This is a genomic window from Enterococcus sp. AZ101 (genome assembly GCF_050499005.1).
In the GTDB taxonomy this organism is placed as follows: Bacteria; Bacillota; Bacilli; order Lactobacillales; family Enterococcaceae; genus Enterococcus_L; species Enterococcus_L ureilyticus.
Genome location: NZ_JBMHEZ010000001.1, coordinates 558,807 through 580,422, shown reverse-complemented (window position 1 = coordinate 580,422; position 21,616 = coordinate 558,807). Strand labels below are relative to the sequence as shown.

At 32.9% G+C, this 21,616-nt stretch carries 20 protein-coding genes and 1 pseudogene; 1 reads left to right on the top strand and 20 read right to left on the bottom strand.

Annotated elements, in window-relative coordinates:
• Positions 1 to 88 precede the first annotated feature (88 nt).
• The 20 genes and pseudogenes from IGJ50_RS02610 to IGJ50_RS02515 form a co-directional block, all read right to left on the bottom strand.
• Complete coding sequence (locus IGJ50_RS02610) at positions 89 to 1,213, bottom strand: DUF3239 domain-containing protein (RefSeq protein WP_429948780.1); 1,125 nt, start codon at positions 1,211 to 1,213, stop codon at positions 89 to 91.
• 141 nt (positions 1,214 to 1,354) lie between these two features.
• Positions 1,355 to 1,591 carry a hypothetical protein gene (locus IGJ50_RS02605; protein ID WP_429948778.1) on the bottom strand — a complete coding sequence of 79 codons (237 nt, stop codon included), beginning with the start codon at positions 1,589 to 1,591 and terminating at the stop codon, positions 1,355 to 1,357.
• A gap of 145 nt (positions 1,592 to 1,736) precedes the next feature.
• Positions 1,737 to 2,063, bottom strand: a complete 327-nt coding sequence (locus IGJ50_RS02600; RefSeq protein ID WP_429948776.1) for a hypothetical protein — start codon at positions 2,061 to 2,063, stop codon at positions 1,737 to 1,739.
• A gap of 112 nt (positions 2,064 to 2,175) precedes the next feature.
• Positions 2,176 to 2,508: a hypothetical protein gene (locus tag IGJ50_RS02595; protein WP_429948775.1), complete on the bottom strand. Its 333-nt coding sequence runs from the start codon at positions 2,506 to 2,508 to the stop codon at positions 2,176 to 2,178.
• A 288-nt stretch (positions 2,509 to 2,796) separates the two neighbouring features.
• Positions 2,797 to 3,255: a DUF1307 domain-containing protein gene (locus IGJ50_RS02590; RefSeq protein ID WP_429948774.1), complete on the bottom strand. Its 459-nt coding sequence runs from the start codon at positions 3,253 to 3,255 to the stop codon at positions 2,797 to 2,799.
• A gap of 62 nt (positions 3,256 to 3,317) precedes the next feature.
• Positions 3,318 to 4,466: a hypothetical protein gene (locus IGJ50_RS02585; RefSeq protein ID WP_429948772.1), complete on the bottom strand. Its 1,149-nt coding sequence runs from the start codon at positions 4,464 to 4,466 to the stop codon at positions 3,318 to 3,320.
• A 437-nt stretch (positions 4,467 to 4,903) separates the two neighbouring features.
• Entirely contained in the window at positions 4,904 to 6,016 is a 1,113-nt protein-coding gene (locus tag IGJ50_RS02580) for a DUF916 and DUF3324 domain-containing protein (protein ID WP_429948770.1), read from the bottom strand.
• Between the two features lie 67 nt (positions 6,017 to 6,083).
• Positions 6,084 to 6,974, bottom strand: coding sequence for a WxL domain-containing protein (locus IGJ50_RS02575; RefSeq protein ID WP_429948768.1), 891 nt, complete (start codon positions 6,972 to 6,974; stop codon positions 6,084 to 6,086).
• An 84-nt stretch (positions 6,975 to 7,058) separates the two neighbouring features.
• Entirely contained in the window at positions 7,059 to 10,430 is a 3,372-nt protein-coding gene (locus IGJ50_RS02570) for a hypothetical protein (RefSeq protein ID WP_429948766.1), read from the bottom strand.
• A gap of 281 nt (positions 10,431 to 10,711) precedes the next feature.
• A complete protein-coding gene (locus IGJ50_RS02565; RefSeq protein ID WP_429948764.1) occupies positions 10,712 to 11,473 on the bottom strand; it encodes a WxL domain-containing protein in 762 nt (253 codons plus the stop codon).
• A gap of 92 nt (positions 11,474 to 11,565) precedes the next feature.
• The gene (locus tag IGJ50_RS02560) at positions 11,566 to 11,793 is read right to left on the bottom strand and encodes a hypothetical protein (RefSeq protein ID WP_429948763.1); all 228 of its coding nucleotides are present in this window, start codon (positions 11,791 to 11,793) and stop codon (positions 11,566 to 11,568) included.
• On the bottom strand, positions 11,790 to 12,128 hold the full coding sequence (locus tag IGJ50_RS02555) for an LPXTG cell wall anchor domain-containing protein (RefSeq protein ID WP_429948762.1): 339 nt from the start codon (positions 12,126 to 12,128) through the stop codon (positions 11,790 to 11,792). The genes IGJ50_RS02560 and IGJ50_RS02555 overlap by 4 nt, the downstream gene beginning before the upstream one ends.
• A gap of 3 nt (positions 12,129 to 12,131) precedes the next feature.
• Positions 12,132 to 13,226 (bottom strand): DUF916 and DUF3324 domain-containing protein, encoded by a 1,095-nt coding sequence (locus IGJ50_RS02550; RefSeq protein ID WP_429948760.1) that lies wholly within the window; start codon positions 13,224 to 13,226, stop codon positions 12,132 to 12,134.
• A gap of 240 nt (positions 13,227 to 13,466) precedes the next feature.
• The gene (locus tag IGJ50_RS02545; protein WP_429948758.1) at positions 13,467 to 14,120 is read right to left on the bottom strand and encodes a helix-turn-helix domain-containing protein; all 654 of its coding nucleotides are present in this window, start codon (positions 14,118 to 14,120) and stop codon (positions 13,467 to 13,469) included.
• Between the two features lie 318 nt (positions 14,121 to 14,438).
• Positions 14,439 to 15,557 carry a tyrosine-type recombinase/integrase gene (locus IGJ50_RS02540; RefSeq protein ID WP_429948756.1) on the bottom strand — a complete coding sequence of 373 codons (1,119 nt, stop codon included), beginning with the start codon at positions 15,555 to 15,557 and terminating at the stop codon, positions 14,439 to 14,441.
• A 584-nt stretch (positions 15,558 to 16,141) separates the two neighbouring features.
• A complete protein-coding gene (locus tag IGJ50_RS02535; protein WP_429948754.1) occupies positions 16,142 to 16,783 on the bottom strand; it encodes a hypothetical protein in 642 nt (213 codons plus the stop codon).
• 54 nt (positions 16,784 to 16,837) lie between these two features.
• A complete protein-coding gene (locus IGJ50_RS02530) occupies positions 16,838 to 17,251 on the bottom strand; it encodes a hypothetical protein (protein ID WP_429948752.1) in 414 nt (137 codons plus the stop codon).
• Positions 17,252 to 18,437: 1,186 nt separating this feature from the next.
• Entirely contained in the window at positions 18,438 to 18,689 is a 252-nt protein-coding gene (locus IGJ50_RS02525) for a TIGR04197 family type VII secretion effector (RefSeq protein ID WP_429948750.1), read from the bottom strand.
• 1,270 nt (positions 18,690 to 19,959) lie between these two features.
• A pseudogene (locus tag IGJ50_RS02520) lies at positions 19,960 to 20,196 on the bottom strand (integrase core domain-containing protein); the annotation flags it as partial.
• A 563-nt stretch (positions 20,197 to 20,759) separates the two neighbouring features.
• On the bottom strand, positions 20,760 to 21,020 hold the full coding sequence (locus IGJ50_RS02515; protein ID WP_429948748.1) for a transposase: 261 nt from the start codon (positions 21,018 to 21,020) through the stop codon (positions 20,760 to 20,762).
• Between the two features lie 157 nt (positions 21,021 to 21,177).
• Between IGJ50_RS02515 and IGJ50_RS02510 the strand changes: the two genes are divergently transcribed.
• Positions 21,178 to 21,576, top strand: a complete 399-nt coding sequence (locus tag IGJ50_RS02510; RefSeq protein WP_069639428.1) for a pyridoxamine 5'-phosphate oxidase family protein — start codon at positions 21,178 to 21,180, stop codon at positions 21,574 to 21,576.
• Positions 21,577 to 21,616 lie beyond the last annotated feature (40 nt).

Sequence of the window (21,616 nt, the reverse complement as noted above, 5' to 3'; positions counted from 1 at the left end):
GAAGTATATTTTAATAAATCGCATTATTCTAATCTATAGTTTATGATTCTAATTATATAGCAGTGAGTTAATCATAAATAAAAAAAATTTAAATAAGCCCTTTTTTCAGAACTTCTTCTATTAAAGTTTTTATTGCCTCTATATCATCTAAAGAGTTAGGTAATGTATGAATGACTTCCTCATCTAATCTAATACTATTTTTTTTTATTGAAAAGGGATAATTTATTGAAATATTATTTCTTTTTGTGGAAATAGGTTTCTCCATTATATCTTTTGAGTAAATATAGGAATCAGTAATAGCAAGTCCATAGTGGCCTGCTAAAGTTGAATCTGTAATCGTTAAAATTATAGATTCTGTTTCTTTAATGTCAAATTGTTTTCTGATTTTTTTTAGCTGTTTGTCATTCTTCTTATCACTTCCTAATTTTAGGCTGTATTCTTTTTGTAAATTTAAGTCAATTATTCTTCCTATCAAAGTAGTTGATTCCTCAATTACTATTTCCTTATTATTATCTCCAATCACAACATTATAATTTTCATCAAAAAATATAATCTTATTGTATTCTTTTTTTTCCATTACTATTTTTATATTATCTAATATTTCCCAATAGCTAACTCTAAATTTTCTATCATTGTCTAAAGCTAATAAGGCAAAATCAATAATATGACGACTTTCATAACCCCAAACTAATGGTCTACTATCAAAATCGCTCCAACAATTTTTAATAGGACCAAAGAAAGGATTGAATAGACTAACACAAGGAACTTTTTCTCCTATTGATAAAAATGATCCTGATATTTTATTAATTTTCACTTTTTTACAACCAAAAATCAAATTATCATCATCACCATTATTCATAGGAGCTAAATATAGTATTTCTACCTTATCAGATTCAATAGCAGTAATTATAGCTGGTGTAATCAAACCATTTTTATATGAATCAGTTGGGCTAATGTACGTAAACCGTCTAAATAAAAATAATATAATTGGCAAAATTGTTATTATTATTCCAAATATATAATGGTTTTCAACCATAAGTCTTATGCCTATAAGGAAGATTATAAACATTGGAAAAGTAAATTTAGAAACGTCATTTATACCGAATTCATCATATTTTTTGATTCTGTCGATATCTGCTTCTCTATTAACAGAAGAACTAGCTTGAGATAAATTAAATTTTTCTCCTTTATTACCAATATGTTGTGACAACATAATCACTCTCCTTAAGATATTATATGTATAATAAGGTAATTAGATTCCATTGCAAAGTTTTTAAAGTCGTCTAAAATAAATAACTTTTTTGCAATTTAACATAATATGGCCTTATTCAAATCTAATAAAATTGTTTGTCATTCAATTTTTTTCATTTTTCTTGGTAACGAAAAAAAAAATGATAAAGAAACATAATACTAATTGAACAATTGAAGCAGGCAGAACTCCTATAAATTCATATAACCAACCGATAAACTTCGGAACTTGAAAACTATCAGGTAATTTATCAGCTAAGTAAAAAATCATAGTAAAGCCTGCACTTAAAAACCATAAAGTTCTAAAAATTATACCTATCCAAATAGTCTTTTTACGTGTCACAAAAAAACTCTTTCCAAATTAATTTAGGAAGCAAATAAATAGCAAAATAAGTTTGAAATATTATCAACGAATAGCCAAGCTTATTTGTATCTGTTATATAAAGAAGAAGTTCACATAATCTCGATTCCCCCAAGTACCCTATGTATCAACCGATACATAGGGTTTCTTTGTGAATTAAAACTGTTCTGTCTAAACAGCTAATGGTATCCCTCACTTTATCTCCAAGAACTGCTGTAAAATTTGAGAATTTGGAAATCACACATTTCAAAACTAAAACACAAGAAATAATCATCAGAACATTGGCCGTTCTCTTTATTTCTTTTGGTTGTTTCACTAATAAATAAATCGAAAATCCTAACAACACCATCGTTAGGATCCTAAATAAGTCGAAAAAACTACCTATAATTGGAACGGCTGTAATAATGCCAATAATAGCAACAGCCATATAGAAATTCGATAATTTTTTATACAAACTAAACATCCTCCTGCTCTATCTATTTTCTAAGTTATTTAGCTTTTGTTGCATCAATTGATACAAACATTCATTCACCAGACGCGATTACATCTTTAGGAATGAAAAATGCTTAGTTCTCATTTATTCTTTTCAACTCTTTCATATTTTTCTTATATTGACTAAATCTATAGAGAAAATAACCTAAGAATATAAATGATAACAGAAACATCATAACTGTAGTCCATATAGGACCAAAGGTGTCGAAAAACCAACTTAATATTCTAGGAACATTATAATAGTAAATACCAAAATAATTTTCACTCAACAGTTCACGTACATTATAAATTGCATAAATGAAAATCATTCCTCCTATCAATAAAAAATAGGACGCATCAACTAACTTTTTTCTATAAACACTTTTTTTCTTCTTTATTTCTTCAATTAGCTCCATCTCTTCGTTCAAAGTAACTACCTCCGCATTTCATAATTAAAAAAAGTGTCAATCAAGTTACATCTCTGTAACAAAGGTTCGAACCAACCAGACGATGATTAAAACTACTTAAATAGGAACTCTCACTAGTTTCTTATTTTTCTGAATCATTCTCAGGGCTTTTGGTTTCTACAGGATGTACACCATATATTTCGTTTTTTATCTAGTTTCAAGCTATATTCATTATTCACTTGAGGAACTAGTTCGGCTTTTTGTGTTCCATATAAGTGCAAAAAATCATTGGCATTGCGCACTCATAACTTATTCTTTATTATTTATTTTTTTGAATCCAGATGCTTCAAAATTTTTGGTCAACGTATCTAACGAAACTGTTCCATCATCATTCGCATTAATTGAATACAATACTGGCAGTGATTCTTTTGACACATCTTTTACTATTATTTTCAGTGTTTCTTTTGCTTCCTCATTTCCGTATTCAATTGTATCTGTTACTCCAGACATATCCTTATACATGGTTGAAGCTTTTTCAATATATTCTTTTACTTGCTCTTTGTTCATGCCCATTTCTTTATAGTTATACGTATTCTTCGTAATAGTTTCTTGAACATGTTTATCTTTGTCATATTTAATTTCCATGTTCAAGGTTACACCATTTGTTGAATCCATTCCGTAGGTAACCGTTTCTAATTTACTTTCACTAGCTCCACAACCAGTCAATAAAACCACTACTAAAACATAAAGACTAAAAATTTTTTTCATTATACTACTCCTCCTACTATATAGTTCAAACAATGTTTGTTTCATTGGCTCGTACACTACTTCTATAAATTGGGTTCTCCAACATCTTGAAGTAGTTCTTTTACCTCTTTCAACTGTTCTTCTGTTAACATTTCTTTATAGGAGGTAAGCAATTCTTCTTTCGTTTCTTTATCTAATGAACCTTTCACTCCTTCTAACGTTTTTTTCAGTTCATTAAACTCTGTCTCTGTTAACATTCCAGTTGTTGTTTCGGACTCTCCTTCTAATCGCGCAAGTAACTCCTTCACCTTTTCTTCTGATAAAATAGCTTCTTTTTTAGGTAAGTCGATTGTTGGCTTCTTCTCACTATACGTGACGGACGATTCTACCACCATTGACTGGATACTTGATTCCGCCTCTTCTTCTGCCTGTTTGATTGTCCACACACTGCTTGTTTTCTTTTTCTTTGTATCAATCAATACCTTCACGGATAAATCCTGATACTGCTTCAACATCTCTTTCATCGTTTTCTTTTCCTCTGCTTCGTTTATAAAAATGCTGATAAGTTTCTCTAGTTCTTTTTTCGTAAAGGTATGGCTAACCGCTCCATCTTTTTGGGTAAACGTTTTTTGATCCAATTCATTTAGATAATCCGATACTTTCTCTCGGTTTTTCATTTGTTCTTTTTCCATTACTTTGTATTCTTTCCTCACCTTGTCTTGCTCTTCTTTATCTATTTCTTCTCCCAATGCTGTTAAATCAACATATTTCCCTTTGTATTCTTCTGTATCAAAGCCTTCCGTTACTGTCGCCCCTCCTGAAATTGTTGCCAATACTTGTGTCAAGTACTCAAGCATATCTGTACCTAAATAAACTTTAGGTTGTTTTCCTAAGGAACCAATCATTTCAACCGGAATCTCCATCCCTAGCGCTTTCGCCTTCATAGAAACATCAAACATATAGTCTTCTTTTTTGACGATTTGATACGTTCCTTTTATAGATATGTCTTTTAATTGTGTTTGTAACATCCCTATGGTTGGATTTACTGCTGTATCTGATGATGAGCCAAATTCAATCTCTTTGATCCCTCCCTCAAATGTCCATGTCCCTTCTTTTTGTGTTATTTGTTCTTTATATGCTTGAACAAATTGGTCCTTCGCGCTTTTTCCACACCCCGAAAGTAGTACACTCAGCCCTATAACACTCACAATTACTCCTATCGTTCTTCTCATTTTCCTTCCCACTTTCTATCCTATTTTTCACTCATTATTTTTATCTTTTATTCTTATTCAAGTACAAGGTAGTTCCTACTCAAAATACGAAACAATATATTGACTCCTTGTTAGCACACCTGGTATGTTTTCTATATTCAATCGATAGTAACTTGAACCTCTCTAAGTTCTCTTTTTGTATCAACTTTTCATGTATTAAAGTTGTCCTTATTTTTGTTATTTAAATTCTCTAAAAGATTCTCAAAATAGTCTACTAATACTATATATCCTTTGACCTGTTGAATTAGTTGTTTGGAACAATACTTAAAAATACTAGTTTTCTCTATACAACGATCTAGTTCTGCTAAAACCAAAGGGAACTCTTTCATGAATATTAGCAGAAACAATTATCCATTTATTGTTTCCACTAGTACTATCTGCTTTTTTTATAGCTAGTCCTATTTTTTTCGCTCTTGTTTTCTTTTTTGTTGTGCTTTTTTCTTTTTTGCTTTCGCTCTCGCTCGCTTTTCTTCTTCCTCTTTTTTCTTTTTTCTATTACGTAAAATAAGCAGAATAACTACAATAACTACAAGAACTCCTATACCAATCAGTAGATAATAATACCACATTGGTTTTTCTTCTAAATCTACTGCTTTATCGTTCAATTTCTTTGCTTCCTCAGCAGTTATTTCAAACTCTTCATCCCACTGCCATTTTTGTCCGGTTTCTTGGGATACAGCTGTTAATTTCACTCGATAAGTTCCTCGCTCAAATCGCTCCCCTTCCCAACTAATCGGAAACGTAAAACTAGAATTCGGCGCAAATCGATAACCACTGACTTTCCGCTCATGTAAAACTTCGTTTTCTCCTTTTTTGTATAGCTTCGCTTCATAATCAATTTTTTCTAAAACTGTAGGTTCATGATTTTGAAGAGTTACTTCCACTTGGTTACGTCCAGCTTCTTGGCCCGCCTTTGCCCCTACAAAATCCAACGCTGCTTCTACCGGTGTATCTGACTCCGTCAGCTTCATTCCAACTGTTATAGAAACTCTATTCTCAATCTGCATCCCTTTGCTTTTTGAGCTCTTGCTTGTTTGACCTTCTGGTTGTGTTACCGTAACTCCTCCTAAAATCATTCCGTCAAACGGCTCTTGTGGGACCTTTATTTGAATGGGAACTGTAATCGATCCTTTGGCTGGAACAGTCGCAGTTGATTCTACTTTAGCGATATCTGTTAATCCTGTGCTTAAACTGCTATCTTTCTTATAGTTTTCTACAACAGAGTAATCAATATCTCCAATCCTACTTGTTCGGGCATCTGTTAACGCAATTGTTACGTTTTCTTCCTTGTCTCCCGCATTATTAATCTCTAATTTTACTTCTTGTGTTTGGCCTGGTGTCACACGAAGATCATAATAGGTTACATCCGGATTATGTTGATTTTCAGGTAAGATCGCTTTTACTGAAATATCTCCTACCTCTGCTTTTCCGATCATTGGAAAAAGAAAAAAGATGCTGCTTATGAGTATGTACACGAGTCCGAATAATACTCGCTGTTCTCTTTTTTTCATATACGTCTCTCCTTGTCACTTAGTAAAAAGTGGAAATGGCTAGCTGTCCATTCCCACTTTGATTATTTTATAGTACGTTTGTTAAATTCCAAGTAATAGTAGATTTATACGTCACGTTACTTTTAGGTGATTCACCGGCTGGAACCGACAATTTAACTTGATCATTTGTAGTTAGTGGATTCCCTTTTCCATCTGTTAATTTATCGTATTCTTTATCTGTGGTATAGGATCCATCGAATACTATCGAAGAAATAGATCCATTTGCCCCACCGGCAACTTTCGTTGATAAAATAGGTAATGCAGTTGTGTCATTCAGCTCACCGATTGGCTTACCTGCTTCCGCCGCAGGATCTACATTCATTCCAGCCAAAATTTCGGTAGCATCAGCATCTACTTTATTTACTGCATCTTTATCAAGGACATTATTTCTTAATGTCTGACCGTAAAATTGAATACGAGTATTCTCTAAAACATCCGCTATTTTTCCTTCCGCTACATCTTGTTCAGTAAATTTCGTAGCTTTTGCAGTTACTTTAAAGACACCCTCTGCTTCACCACGTTCATCGGCTACTTGAACAAATTGCGGGATTTTCACTTTTTTTGTACCTTCTGTAACTATACCATCTTTATCCGTTGACGTTGTTTGATAAGTTGTCAATAAAGACGGATAACTTGTCGCTTGTGCAGATACACTTACTGTACCAAAACGGAAACTAGGTACATTGGTTATACGCAAAGCGCCTTTTGATGCGGCGCCATCTGCTACTTTAATTGTATCGTCTACTGTTCCTGGTTTAATTAACCCACCTGTACCATCGGTGTTCGGTGTAAATTTAACATCTCCTTCTGTCGTTACATCTTCATTTACTGTTGCCTCAACGGCATGCGCTGCTTGCCCTCCAAAGATTGTTGTTCCACCAATTGCCAATAAAGCTAAGGCTGCTACTGTTTTTTTCATTTCCAAATTCCTACTTTCCTATTTTTTTATGTGAAACGTTAATCGTTTAGATTAACGCACATTCCGTTTCTATTTTTTCCATAACTACGGCGCATTCAATAAATCCCACTTAATGGTTGCCTGATACGTTCCTTTTTTCGCTTGTCCAGCAGGAATTTTCAGTTTAAAACTACTCGTATTATTCAATGGGATGTCCGTTTTAGTTGTTGCGGTACTATTTGTTTTAATCGTTGTTCCTTCTGTTTTCGTTATCAGTGTATTTCCATAATATAAAATATTAAGAAGTTTCTCAGTAGATCCTTCTTCTTGTAGTTTAAAATCATCCACTAATGTCACATTGACTTTCCACTTTCCTTTAACCTCTCCTTTACCCGTTGTTTTTCGGTTATCTCCAACCGTTAACGGCGAATTATCTTTAGAAGCAGAGGATTCTTGATCAAATGCACGAATAACTTTTGAATCAAACGTCATCGTTTCAGGGATGGATAAGAAACGTAGGAGGCCTTTATATTTTAATGTATATTCATTGGGATCTGTTGTTGCAGAAGCCTCCTTCCACTGAACAGGAACAGCCGTTGGCGTTGTTACTTTTGTTGTATTATCCGCTTTAAAATAATCGACAAAGTCATACCCCGTTCCATTCCCGGCGGCTGTTTTTGGTTCAGTAATATCGTCTAACGTCGTAAAATTAATAGTTTCCCCAACAATCTGATTCGTCAATGTGATTTGCGCAATCGTTATTTCTTTGTCACCCTTCTTATAGGTTAACGCCTGATTATTCTTATCGTATAACGTATTTCCATCCTCATCCTTGAAATTGATGGTAACTGTCGCAAATCGATAGTACACGGTGACTTCTGTCCCTACGGTTGTGGTTGCCGATTCCTCAGTTGTACCACGTTTAATCGCATAATGAACCGTTTGTTTCGGTTTATCTGTGGTATTTTTTGGTTTGAGCGCTTTTAGTGCTGTAAGATCTGTTTCTATAGGACTGACTGTCGCTACTTTATTGACAGTTGTTTTTGTAATATCCTCGCCTGTCTCAAAATCATAGGCAACCACCTTGCCGTCTGTCATTACTTTAGTTCCAAGGGCATCCGTAGTTAATGTCGACGTTATATCCCATGGAAGTTCAATAGGATCCGTATTAAAAATCGTTGTGCCATTTTCCCCTACTTGTTGGCTATTCGCTCCCATAACATATACGTACGTGTTTTTGGTAATTGTTTTATTGTTTTTAGTTAGGGTATATTTTAATGGAAATTTACCAAATGCTTTGGCGGCATTGATAGCAGCCAATTGATCAGGATCAACTTTTACCTCTGTATTATACGTGTCCCCTTTATCTAAATCCCAGGCTAAGACATTTCCATACGTACTAGTTTTCTCTCCAGTCAACAATTCTTGTGTTAATCCACCACTTTTTTGTAAGGCCTGTAAATCTGTTAGCTTGATCGTAAAGTTCTCTGCTCGTAGTGCGACTTTTGCGGTGTCTTCATCGTACTCTGTCTTATGATCAACAACATTTACGTTTTTAGATGTGCTTGTTATTTGTTTTTGTGAATCTGAAATAAAGTAGGTGACCTTTTGAGGCCCTAGCGTATTTAAATCAAATCCCAATGCCTTCCAATCGATCTCATTAGTTAAACTGTTTGGATTTCTATTTATTTTTTTTTGGAAATCGTCCGTAGTAATTGGGGTAAAAGCTTTGTCTATATCATAATAATCATACGCTTTTACTGAATTTGGATCGCTGGTAGTTCCATTTAAATCCCCTGTAATTAAGGTGTTCTCAAGAGGCGTCCAATTATTACTATTTTTGTCACTAGAGGTATAGGCTTCCTCTTCTTTATTTATTATGACTCCTTTTCCATTTCCTTGTTTGATTGCAGGTGCATAATCAGGCTCTGCATCCATTGTTCCATAGTAAACCGAGGTTCTGTCAGAAGTTTCTTTAACTGGCCATCCATCCTTAGGAGCCTCTATACCTGATCGATTGGAGCTCATTCCAAGATATCCATATCTCACGTAAGCTCCCTCTTGGTAACCTTTTAATAAATTAATACCAAAAGGTATCTCATTCATAACCGTCGCATTCATAACGTTTTTGTCATTAAATTCTTGAACTTCAAAATCATCATATGTTGATTTTATACCCAAAATAAGTTTTTTTTCAGGTTGAAAAATATTATTTATATCTCCTTCAGAAATAATGAATTTTTTGTCATTAGACCCTTGATCGTACTTTTTAAAAATTCCTGTCAGTTGTGAATTTCCATAAATTGAAACTTTATTTTCATCAACAAAATCGTAGTTCATTTCTGATCCAAGTGAAGAAATGACACTTAATGAATTATCTTGTGTAGAATACTTCATTAAATTCCAGTGAGAGTATTCTCTAAAGTAAAAATTAATTCCATCGAATTCTGAAAGTAATTGCCTAACTCCATTACCTTTTAAATCATAGTAAGCTATAATATCACCTTTACTATCCCATAGAACAAAATATTTACTCAGGGTCCATCCACGTGTATCAGATAGTAAATATATTCCACCATATGTCCCATTAGAGAACTTAGTAAATCCGTTTGTATCTAAACCTTCATAAGCCTGCAAAGGAACCGTAGTACCTGTTACTTTAGCATAGCCTCCAACATACTGAGATAATGATTGTAAAGATACCTCCACATCATTTTCACCTAAAGTACCACTAGACTCCTCACTTACCTTATAAACAATCATAGATTTCGCAATTAAATTATCGGTTGTATTTTCATTTCGAAATAGTTCATACGGCACCGAGTAAACATTACCTTCCGCATCAGTACCTGATCGATTATATGTTAAGCCGTTATTAGGAGTTTTATATGTACTACTTTCTACTACATTCAAATTTGAATCAAATTTTTTATAATTTGTAGCTGATATCATAAAATAAGTATCTGTAGCTTTGTTTTTATATAATCGTGCTGTGTCGCCAAATCCTGTTTTTATATTTTTAAGTATTTTTCCTTCTGAATCAAATAAAACCAAACTTGTTTCGGCAATCGGATTACTCACCCAATTTGGCTGGTTATAATTAGTAGATCCAATTAATCCAACAAAATTATTATCATTTGTTACATATAAATCTTTTGTCATATCATTTGCTACGGTACCTGAATATCCGATTCTATTTTTTAAATTCAAAGATGCAGTATACATATTAGTTTGAAGATAACTGTCATAGTCTTTAAGTATGTCATCATTCTTTAAATTTTGTTCGGATATTCCACTTGTCGTGTCTTTAGGGATTTTGGCGGCTTGTTTCGTTCCTGCATCAATCGTAATTTCTTGTGTCGGATGTGCTCTTAGGACGTCTTCTTTGTCAAAATAATTAAATAAGAACAGCCCGAAACAACTCACTGCTCCGATTCCTACTAAATACTTCAGTACTTTTTTATTTGACTTTGTCATCTTTCGTACCTCTTCTCTTACTTCCCTCTATCTGCAATTCACCTATCCCCTTCCTAAATAAATAGATATATACTTCTTTCTTTTCTTATATTTTGGATAGTTACTATTTCTATTTACTCAAATTTTTCATAGTTTTCGGTCCATATCTCTAACTATTTTCATTCTTTTTCTTTGATTGCTTTTACTTATTCTTATTGTAGCTGTTCTCGGTAGATAGATTGTTACAGTAACTTTCTCCAATTGGAACGATACACTTATTTACACGTTTACTTTAGTTTCTTTTATACAGTTGGATCTTCACTCAATACCCAGTGAACTGTACTTGTAAATTTCTTGTCTTTTACATTGCTATGGTCTTTCACATTCAGTGTTACTCCTGAAACCTCACGGGCAACACCTAATGTCCCTTCTGCAGGTGCTTGTGATGGAGACGTATAGTTCAATATTTTTGCTTCTGCTCCGGCTGCTACTAACGTAATTTTTGCATTGGTTGCAGGTGAGTTCGTATAATAAGCCGCATCCGTTGTTGGTAACGCAGTTAGTGCACCTTCTGTTGTAATTGCTGGTGTTGGTACGGCAGGTGTATTCGCATCACTTGCTTTGACATCGATATTGTATTTTTGATTTTCTCCGACATTAAAGGCTAATTCCGCACTTGTTAAAGTTGTTGTTGTTTCTTTCCCTTGTTCATCTTTGACTGTTGAGACGAAATCGTCTACTTTCGCATTCAATGTCCACCCTTTTGTTTTCGTTGAACGATCATCCGATACTGCGACATATTGTTTTTTAGTTTTATCAATTACTTGTGTATAGGTTTTCGAGCCGGATACCCCTTTGATATCATTGTTTCCAAAATCAAACGCTTCTGGGACATAAGCCAATTTTAGATTTCCTTCAAACGGACCAGTTCCTGGTTTACTGTCCTCAAAAAACGAAATAGAGCCGTTTGTTGTCATTTCATCGGCATGAGCGTCCGTTGTTGCGACCATCATTGCCCCTAATGCTGCAGTTGTTGCTAAGCTTGCGATAACTTTTTTATTCATTATTTTCCTCCTGATATTCCTTTTTATGGTAGTCACTGTATCGTTTCAACCTAGAGAAAGTGACTGTAACAATCTATCTACTATCCACTGAATTAACTACCGAACTGAATCAACTGTTCTTTCACATTCAAAAAGAAGTACACCATCATACTCATAGCTACTCCAGCAAGTATAAAAAATAACCAATTAGGTAAGAGGGACCAGATCGAATAGCCTAATTTTTTCCTAACCTTTCGATCGTTGAACACCGTAGAAAGAAACAGAATTAGTCCAATCAAACCAAGAATTCCCATTCCGGCAATCCAAACATACACACTCATTGACTCTCCTCCTGTTCTTCTCTCTCTTTTTTCTTCCCGAATAAAAAGACCGTAATGAGTGCCACAGCTAACCAGCCTAACAGTAAAAGTATGATTGGCTGCATCAATTCCCCGGTCATAGGTAAGCGCCCTGTAGGTTTACTTATCGGATTCTCTGGCACACTTGGTTCTGTCTTTTTTTCTGAAGAAGTAGTGCCACTCGTTCCTTGTTCTCCTTCAAATTGAATCCCTACATCTGTTCCATTTTTTTCGTTTGACTCCGCAAAGCTTTGCATAGGGAAGAACAGAAACAAGCTACTAATTATCCCTACAATAAACCATTTTTTTTTACTCATTCTTCACTCCTCCTTCCTTTTTCTCTCTGTTCCTTTCCTTCCCTTCTTTTCTTTTTTCCTCTTAGTTTGACGGATCAGTTCTTTCTTCCATTTTCTATTTCGTAAAAATACATAACTTCCATCAACGACTAGTAAGACAGCTACTATCCCCGTTCCCCAATAGGCCCACTCAGGTAACGTTAATTTATATAACGTTTCGTCATTCATCTTTTTTGCCTGCTCAGCTGAAATGGTAAATTTCTTTTCTAAGTGCCATTGATCATACCGACTTTCTGCATCAATTTTTACTAGATAATTTCCGGCTGGTATTGGATCCAGCCCCCAATCAATTGCGTAAGAAAACTGGCTTGAAGGGGCCATTGCTCCTTCTTTTAATTGTTGTTTTTTGACCACTTTTCCACTTTTTTCTTCAACAACGGATGCAGTTAAAGAAAAATCAGCGATCATTTTGGGTTCCGGATTTTGTAAGGTCACTTGAATTGTTTTTTTTGCTCGTTTTAATTCTGGCTTTACCTCGATCAAATTTAACTGTTTACTATTTGAGTATTCTTCATCTGATTCTGATAGCAATAACCCAATTCGATAGGAATACGAAGATTTGATTGCTTGTTTTTTTTGTTCCTCTGTCTGTTCTCGTTCAAAATAGATTGTTCCTAACTTAATCCCTTCATAGGAATCAATTGGTGGTTTTATGGTGATTGAGACCGTTTTGACTTCTCCTTTTTTTAGTTCAAATTCTGGTGAATCAATCGTAGTAATTTCTTCAATAGAGTCCTTTAACGAAGAATCGCTTTTCACTCCTGGCGAATAATCAATCGTTCCTGCTTCAGAAGTTGAGCCATTTACCGTACTCACTTTGACTTTCACAGGTTCCTCTGAAGTGCCTGTTACAGTAACTTTCACCTGTTGTTCCACTCCAGGAGTAGTTTTTATATAAAAGTAATCTTTTTCTTTATCTAGTTGAGTTACCGATTGTTGTGCTTCCACAGTAAATCCAATTGGATCTTCTTCTGCAAAGGATGGGATAACTCGCATAAAAAATGCACTTAGAAATATACTACCAACTAATACCCTTTTCCATTTTTTTACGTGCGTCATTATTTCTCTCCTGCCAAAAATAGTTTTTTTCTCGTTACTGTGCCTATTCCTCTCCTACCTGTTGACTGCTAAAGCTTCTCGTTTCCTAAAAATAAGTTCCTAAGTTATTATTTACTCCCTAATTAAGTGATAATTATAAAAAAGTAGTTCTCTTCGATCAAAATGAATGAATTCTATTTGATTCATTTACGCTATTTAAGTAAAAAAAGTTTACTCGGTCCATCAACCCTCGTTTTTTCTCTATTTCATAGCTAACATATATCCCTTCGATCGAACCGTTTTAATTGTAAACACATCGCTTTCTTTTGATTTATTTCGAATATGAAATACAATATTTGCTAAGCGAAGGATATCTACCTTCTCTGTCTCTGGCCACAATTGATACATTAATTGTTCGTACGTTACAGTTGTATTTTGATTCTCACATAACAGACGCATCAGTTGAAATTCTTTTCGTGTTAATCCCTGTTCTTTTCCGTTAACTTGAATTGACTGATTTTTTTCGTTCAATAGCTTCGGTGGAGACTCCGGCTCAAGTAAAAATGGTTCTTCTAATCGCTTAAATGTATTTTTTACCACTTTAGTCAATACAGGTTGCCTTTTTTCTGTCATAATGACATCATTTACTCCTAATTCTAATAAAATGTTTTCTTCATAATCTAAAAGAACTTTTGAAAACACCCAAATAAATACGGTGGGAACTTTTTGACAGGCGATAATCCATTCAATCACTTGACTCAAGTCTTCTTTCATATCCATCGATACAATCAAGCCATTCAGTTGTGCAAGTTGTTTTTTTGTCTTAATATTAGTTAAGCAATACGGTTCCGCTTGAAATTGTAGTTTTAGTTGCTCATTCGACTTTTTATTATCAATAATCCCTAGAGTTAACATGACTTCTACTCTCCTTTTTCACTTCCAACTATTTTAGTATGATTTTTTATGAGGGGTGATTCATTTAATGCTCAATGATCTACATTAATTTTTCTTAGAATGTTTAATACCAAGGTATATCTTAGAATGCCTGGTGGATCAATAGTCTGAGTAGATATTTGACGATGATTGACGGCGCAAAAAGTAAGTCAATTTTTATTTAAAAGAGAAAGAGATCTTAAAATTTATTATCCTTAATTAATTACACAAATAAAGAAAGCGTTTTCTTTTGCGTGTATGGAAGATAGAAAGTTTGTTTATTATAAAACGTACGTTCTTTTATTTCTTTCCCTCTTTTTTCTCTTCCATTTGTTGAATCACTCGTTGACGACTTTCTACTAAAGAATCGGTGTATACATCTAATGTCGTTCGCGTTGAAGCATGACCTAATAATTTACTAACAGATGCAATATCCCCATTTGCTTCAATACAACGTGTTGCGAATGTATGGCGTAAATGATGAAAATGTGTAGAGGGAATACCACATATTTTTCGAATTTTATGAAAATAGTAGGTCAATAACCGAGGTTCGCTAGGGATTGTTTTATTTGAACAAACAAAGGCTCCTGGTGCTTTCTTTTTCCATTTTTTTAGATACTTATAAAGAGTGTATGTCATGGGTACAACGCGTGTTGATTGATCTGTTTTTGAACTATCTAAGATAAGTTGTGTTTTTGTTTTGGACCCAACAATTGGTAATCGTTGGTAAGTTTTTTTCACATAAATCATTCGATTATTTAGATCAATATCTTCCCAGCGTAAAGCAGAGACTTCTCCTATTCGTAGCCCTGCGTTCAATGCCAACAAAACAGGAAGCCCTTTGTGTAAAGGCAATGCTTTAACTTGCTTTTCTAATTGTTGTTGTTCCAAAGTGGATAATGCTTTTACTGAAGGCTTCCTTTTCTTCGGTAAACGAATATTTTGACAAGGTAGCGTAAGAAGTTGTTGTTGCTCATGGGCATCTTTTAACGATTTTTTCATGATCTGATACAATACTTGAATCGTACTTGGCTGTAAAAGTTGTTCCTGCCACTTATCAATAACAGTTTGGATCGTTTGCTTCGTTATTTGATTAAGAGCCGTTTTTCCTATAATAGGAAAAACATAGCGAGTTAATTTGTACAAATACGCACTATGGGTGGAAGGTTTAATAGTAAATTGTTGTTGTTTCAACCATATTCTTCCCCATTCTTCATACGTAATGGCGCACTCTCCCTGAAGTTGAATAAGGGTTTGATATTTCAATTTGAATGCGTATAAACGTTCTTTCACTTCACCATACGTTTTGCCATAAATATAACCATACTTTAATTGACCATTACTTTTACGTCCTTTCTTATAGCGTCCTTCCCAACGATTATCTTTCCTCTTATAAATATTTTCGCCTCTTCTAGACATTTATCTCTTCCTTTCTTTTGACGGCTTATTTGACGGCACTTTTGTAAAAAACTAATTTTATCAATTTTTTAAGTATAATTCCTAAAAAATGATAAAAATGTATATTGCAATTATCATTATTAATGAGTATAATTACATAAGAGTTAAGTTATATATGCTTTTTTCTTGGTATTAAACATTCTAAGAAATAATATGTCTAACACGCAATGTCAAACATAATATAATAATATTGTTAAATAATAAGTAATAAAAAAAAAAATAAGCAAATCTTAAAGGTATAGACCTTTAAGATTTGCTTATTTTAGTCAACGAATAGCTGGTTTCTTTTTATAACAAAGAATAATTGGTATTTTTATGCATAATACCTGTAAAAAAATATAACCTATTTTGAATCTTATCCAATAGAGTTATTTTTTATTTTAAAAGAAAAAAATAGTTATGCCAAAAACGAATGTTTTTTGGTACAAATAAAACATTTATAAATTCCAGGTCTTTTTATCTATTTTCAATCATGTCTTGTTTGTTGTAAAATATAAAGAAGTATATTTACATAAATCGCATTATAATAAGTTTCTAGCTAAATATTATTTAGTATAAATAACTATATAATATTTAGCTGGATTTTCTTCGCTATTTATCAGTAAACAATCTACAAAAGAAGTGTTAAAATCCTTAGCAACTTTTTCTCCAATATATTTAGGGATTTCATCTGTATCTAAAAAATCAGATAACTCGTGAATATTAGTAACATCAAACAAATAAATACTGACAGACTCCAAATAAGTCTCTTGAATTTCTTTCGCATACTCACCAAAACCACATTCAAAGAAATACAAATATTCAGGATTTCTAAACGATTCTTCCTCATCTAAAAATGGAGCAACCTTATGTAATCTAGAGACCTTATACTCCTGATAAACGGTCTCTGAAAATATATCTCTTATCTTAAGGTATTCATGATAAGTCTTAGTTGTGAACGAAACAAAAAAGAATTCACCGATCCAACCAACAACTAAAAGAAAAATTATTATCCACCAAGCTAATCCGTAATTAAACGAAAAAGAAGGATCACTCATGTAAAGATAAACGCTATATATAGAAACAGAAACAATAAATACAATACGAGCAACACGATTAAAATACACAAAATTACGTCGTGCATTTTCACGTTTCATCATTAAATTAACAACATTTTTAAATTTATCTAAAATTACTTCATAAGTCATAATAGTTAACTCCAATCTAAATTTATTCATTTACACTACCACATTGCAAGAGCCTTATTCTTTAGTTTGATTTATAAGCTCAATAAAATCAGCATGATGTTTTTTATTACCAAAAACTTTACTTGCAACTTTAAATTGAACAACATTTTTCTGCCAATCAGTAATTGAAATGGTGTACAATAATAAATTCTTCTTAACATTAAAATCACTAATATCCTCATGTGGAATTGTAATGACTTCTTTATGTAATTTTCCTAGTTGACTAACAGTGAGAAATTTTACATCTTCTTTACTAACAGCTAACCATACGCCTTGAACAATATATTTATCCAGATTTAAATAATTCATCTTTACGTAAAAAGGCTTACTAGTTTTCAAAGTAGCATAAATAATTAGCTCATCTCCATTATAAATATTTAATTTTTTTAATAGTGCAATAATGTCATCATGTTGAACAATTAGTCCCATAATATCCTCCAGTTCAAAAAAATATTGTTTTTGTGACTACTTAAGTTAATACAGATAATGATGAAAAACTAATTGTTTACACCTATAAAATTGAAGCAAGACTTTTTTATAACTTATAGTGAATAACTTGCCGATATTTCTATTATAACTGTCATTTATGAATAAGTTAGTTGTTCGTTAATGTTCATTTAATTTAGTTAAACATGCAGTCCAAATAACTGATTTTTCTATCTCTAGAGAAAATTCATCTAGTTTTTTAAGATTACTTTTTAATCACATAAATTTAAATTTCAACTCAACATTTGCAATTAAAGCTAGCTTTTTTTTGAGTAAACACATTATCAGTAGTCGTACCATTTATAACTCCTCTACAATAAAATATGTACTGCTTTTCATATTCTAAATATTGTTGATAAAAAATATTTGTTTGTGTCTTACTATCGTTTGAATTTCTATATTCTATCCATTTAATTTTTTAAGTACCTTTCATCTTATCAATTAAATATCTACAATTATTCCAATATTTTTCGGGTGTTTCCATATTTAATTCTTCCTGAGAAAATGGAGAGAGACATCTTTGTAACATAAATGCTTTACTGACAGGTAATTCATGCTCATTATATTCTGTTGCAACTGTCTTTAGACATCTAATCCATTCAGTTCGTTGTAATACATTGTGTTTATTCGTACTTTTTAAAGTTTTTCTACTGATTAATACTCCAGAATAGAAACTTATTGATAGGGTGATTATTGATGTTAAAAGATTTTCTATATTCAAAAAAAAATCCCTTTCAAACTGGTTGCGTCAAGGATTATGTGTAAATGGAATATCGATTCCAACGTTTTTGAGACCCACACTTTTAAGTGATATCGTTGCAGCTACATAATGTTACTACCATACTCTATTTTATGCTTTTTGTAATTATTAATTAGATGAAAATAATCACTTAAAAATTTGTCACTTAATTTCCAGCATCCACAAAATAGTATTTATCTTCTTTTGATGATAAATTTGTGTAAATCGGTAATTTCTTAAACTCATCAGCTAAGTAAAATTTAAACAATTTTATATCATCATTGAATCCTTGCGCTTTTTTATTCTCTCGTTATGCTTCTTGAAGTTCCTCCAATTGATTATTGAAACGATATTTTTTATCGTCAAAGAGTTGTTGTGCTGTTAATTTCATTATCTCAACCCTCCAAAAGAAAGAGTCGGTAACTGAGCAATTTTTTGATCAATCTGTTCAAACTCTTTGGCGACAGAATGAATGTTGTCCCCTGCTTGTACAACACTGTTAGAGATCCCTTTTAGACTGGATTGAAAGGTTGAAAAACTCTGTATTGCTGCACTCTTTCCTGCAACATTGGTTTGTCCTGAACTAACAGAGACAGAAATTCTATTTAATACGCTTGCAGATTGGCTGAATGAAGCTGACACGCCCCTGCTACACTGGTTGTGCTATTAATAAACAACTATAGCCATCCTTTTGTAAAATACAGTTTGCTATCATTAGTTTAAATGATTGTAACTAAAAAGGGAAGACTCTTTGATATTATAGAATGAAGATAAGCACCTCGACGGGAACTCTAATTATTTGTAAAATATCCATTCCCAATAACGAATGTTTTTGGTATAGGTACATTTAAGAGAATCTGACACAATCATATTGTGTCAGATTTTACTATATACTTTTTTATTAACTTTAGAATGATACTTCGTAATAGTCCAAAGCTACAATAAATCCTTTTGCATCTAAATACTCATAAATATCCTTTACTTGATCCTCAGATATATGAAGCTTTATAATTCTTTCATTAATTGTGTGATATAAGTTCGTACATTCAACAACTATGTTAATTGTATGTATGCTAATTAAGCAAACAGTTTATCATAAATACTAAAAAGCTAATTATTTCCAACTCAAAAGAAAATAATATATACTATTTTTGTAAGTCAATTTATTTTTTGGGTCATGAACTCATTTGGGAGATTTTGCAGGTTCAACTCCTGCTTGGCCCTTATCTCTTGATTAGGTAGCTAAACAATTCTGTACTATCTGATTTTAGCGGAATAGTACTACAGTCTTCTTTGGTAATTAATTAGGCTCTATAATATATCACTCTTTCCTTAACCTAAAATCAATGCTTTTGGTATGGACACTTTTAAAAGAAACTGATACTGTAAAATATGTCAGTTTCTTTTATATTGATATTTGTGATTGTAACCTTTGATAGTCTACTGACATGATTCATGCAGCTATAATTTATCCGATTGATACTTTTGAGTGTCGATAGTATCGTTTGCAAGAAAAAAGCCTGGAACGTAACTCAAAAAATTATATTTCAGGCTCTCTTACTCTCATTTTATTTACATTAGGGAAGATCAATTAACTACTTTGATGAAATACTATCTATTTTCTCACTATTTTTTGTAAAACTTTCTTTTGCTTTATCTCCCCGAGAACCTTTTAGTGAATTTGGATCTAAGTCAATATCTTGGACACATTGTGGGAGACTTTTTTGAAAAATGTCACTTCGAGAGTGTACCATCGTTTCCCATAACCCTCAAACTCAAATGCATGACCGTTGTGGGAAGCGATGGCGAATGATACTCATGATTTTTTCGCAAAAAAAAATGGTAAGTGTAAAAGAATTAAGCGACTTTTTGAGCACGTTCCTTCATTTTTTGTGGCGTCACCGTGAATTCATTTGCGATTATAAAAGCCTTCTATATATTGAAATAATTTTGTCGAGGCTTTCTCAAAAGTTTGATAATATGTTTGATAGACTTCTTCTTTTTTCAGCGTAGCGTGAAATGATTCTATGCTTGCGTTATCATAGGGACAGCCTTCCCCACTAAATGAATGACGGATTTCCAATTCACCCAAGTGTGCCCCATAAGGGTCATTCGTGTATTGGCTGCCTATATCTGAATGAAGGATCAAGTCTTTTGTCACTTTTTGCGTCAGGATAACTTTGTCTAAGTTTTCTAAAAATGATTCCGTTTTCATTAATTTACCAAATGACCAAGCGATGATTTCTTAAAATGCAAATCTTGAAATGATGATAAATAGCACCAACCATCTTTTACGTGTGAATATAAGTGATATCTGTTACCCATTTTTGATTTAAACCTGTGGTTGAAAAATTACGTTTGAGAAGATTGTCACGTTCTTGAATAAGCTCGGCTGCTTTTGAAGGGCCAGACTGCTATATTTTGATAATAATCGATTGAATAAAGAATTGTCTCATTAAATTTCAAACTCGTTTTAAGCTGATCTTAATCTTTAGTTTGACAAGCTCCTTGTGAATTTTGGAAGCACCGTATCAGCGCCTAGAATCTAAATATATTTTTAGAGTTCTGTCGCTCAAGTCTTTATTTTCTTTTGCTCGATTCGATTCGGGTGAGTCGCCCATAATAGCTTGAGCGGGGAGTTCAAATAACTGGCAAGCTCTCGAAACATTTACCTCGCTTGATAAATGATGAATCGTTTCAAAAAGTGTCTTATCATTTATTTTTTGCGAATATGATTAAGACCTTTTTTAGGATGTTATTGTCTTCCTTAAGCTGAGCCATTTCTTTTTTCAACTTAAGAAATCCAGCCTCCGTAACGTCAGAATAGTCATTTGGAGTATAAAAATTAATCCATTTGTAAAAAGTTTGTGGTACCATCCCATATTCGTTTGCTAATTGTTCAACTGAGCTACCTGCGTGATAGAGGTCAACAATTGTTTGTTTGAATTCATCAGTAAATCGTTGCTTTGCCATGTGAGACACGTCCTTTTCTCCTTAGGTATAATTTTACTAAATCGTATCCTTGATTTCATCCTAGCATCAATAAATTAAAAATATCTTTTAATTTATATAGGGTCTTTTTTCCCCTTTTTTTCTATGTTAAAATCATGATTCATATGGAGGGGAAACTATGGTAACTGCAGAAACTATTTTAGAACGTACACACGCATATGCTATTTCAACAATTAACGAAAATGGATTTCCAAAAACGTTGATTTTGCAATCGATTATGAGTCGATTCAGTTTTGTAACCTTGTATTTTTATTTAGATAAAAATACTGATATTGTCAAAGATATACAAGCCAATCCAAAAGCGACAATAGCTTGTTATGCTGAATTTGATGCTGGATACGTCACAACGCTTAACTTAAAAGGAACATTCACACTGGTTGAACTAGATGATATTACGAATTTATCGGAAGATTATAAGAGATATGATTCTAACTTGAGCTATGAGAATCCGTGTATTTTATTATTTGAAACACTAAGTTTTGATATAGAAAGATTAAAAAAGTATAGGGGCACATAAGGGTCTATACTTTCTGATGTTGGTGAGGAATTATCGACAT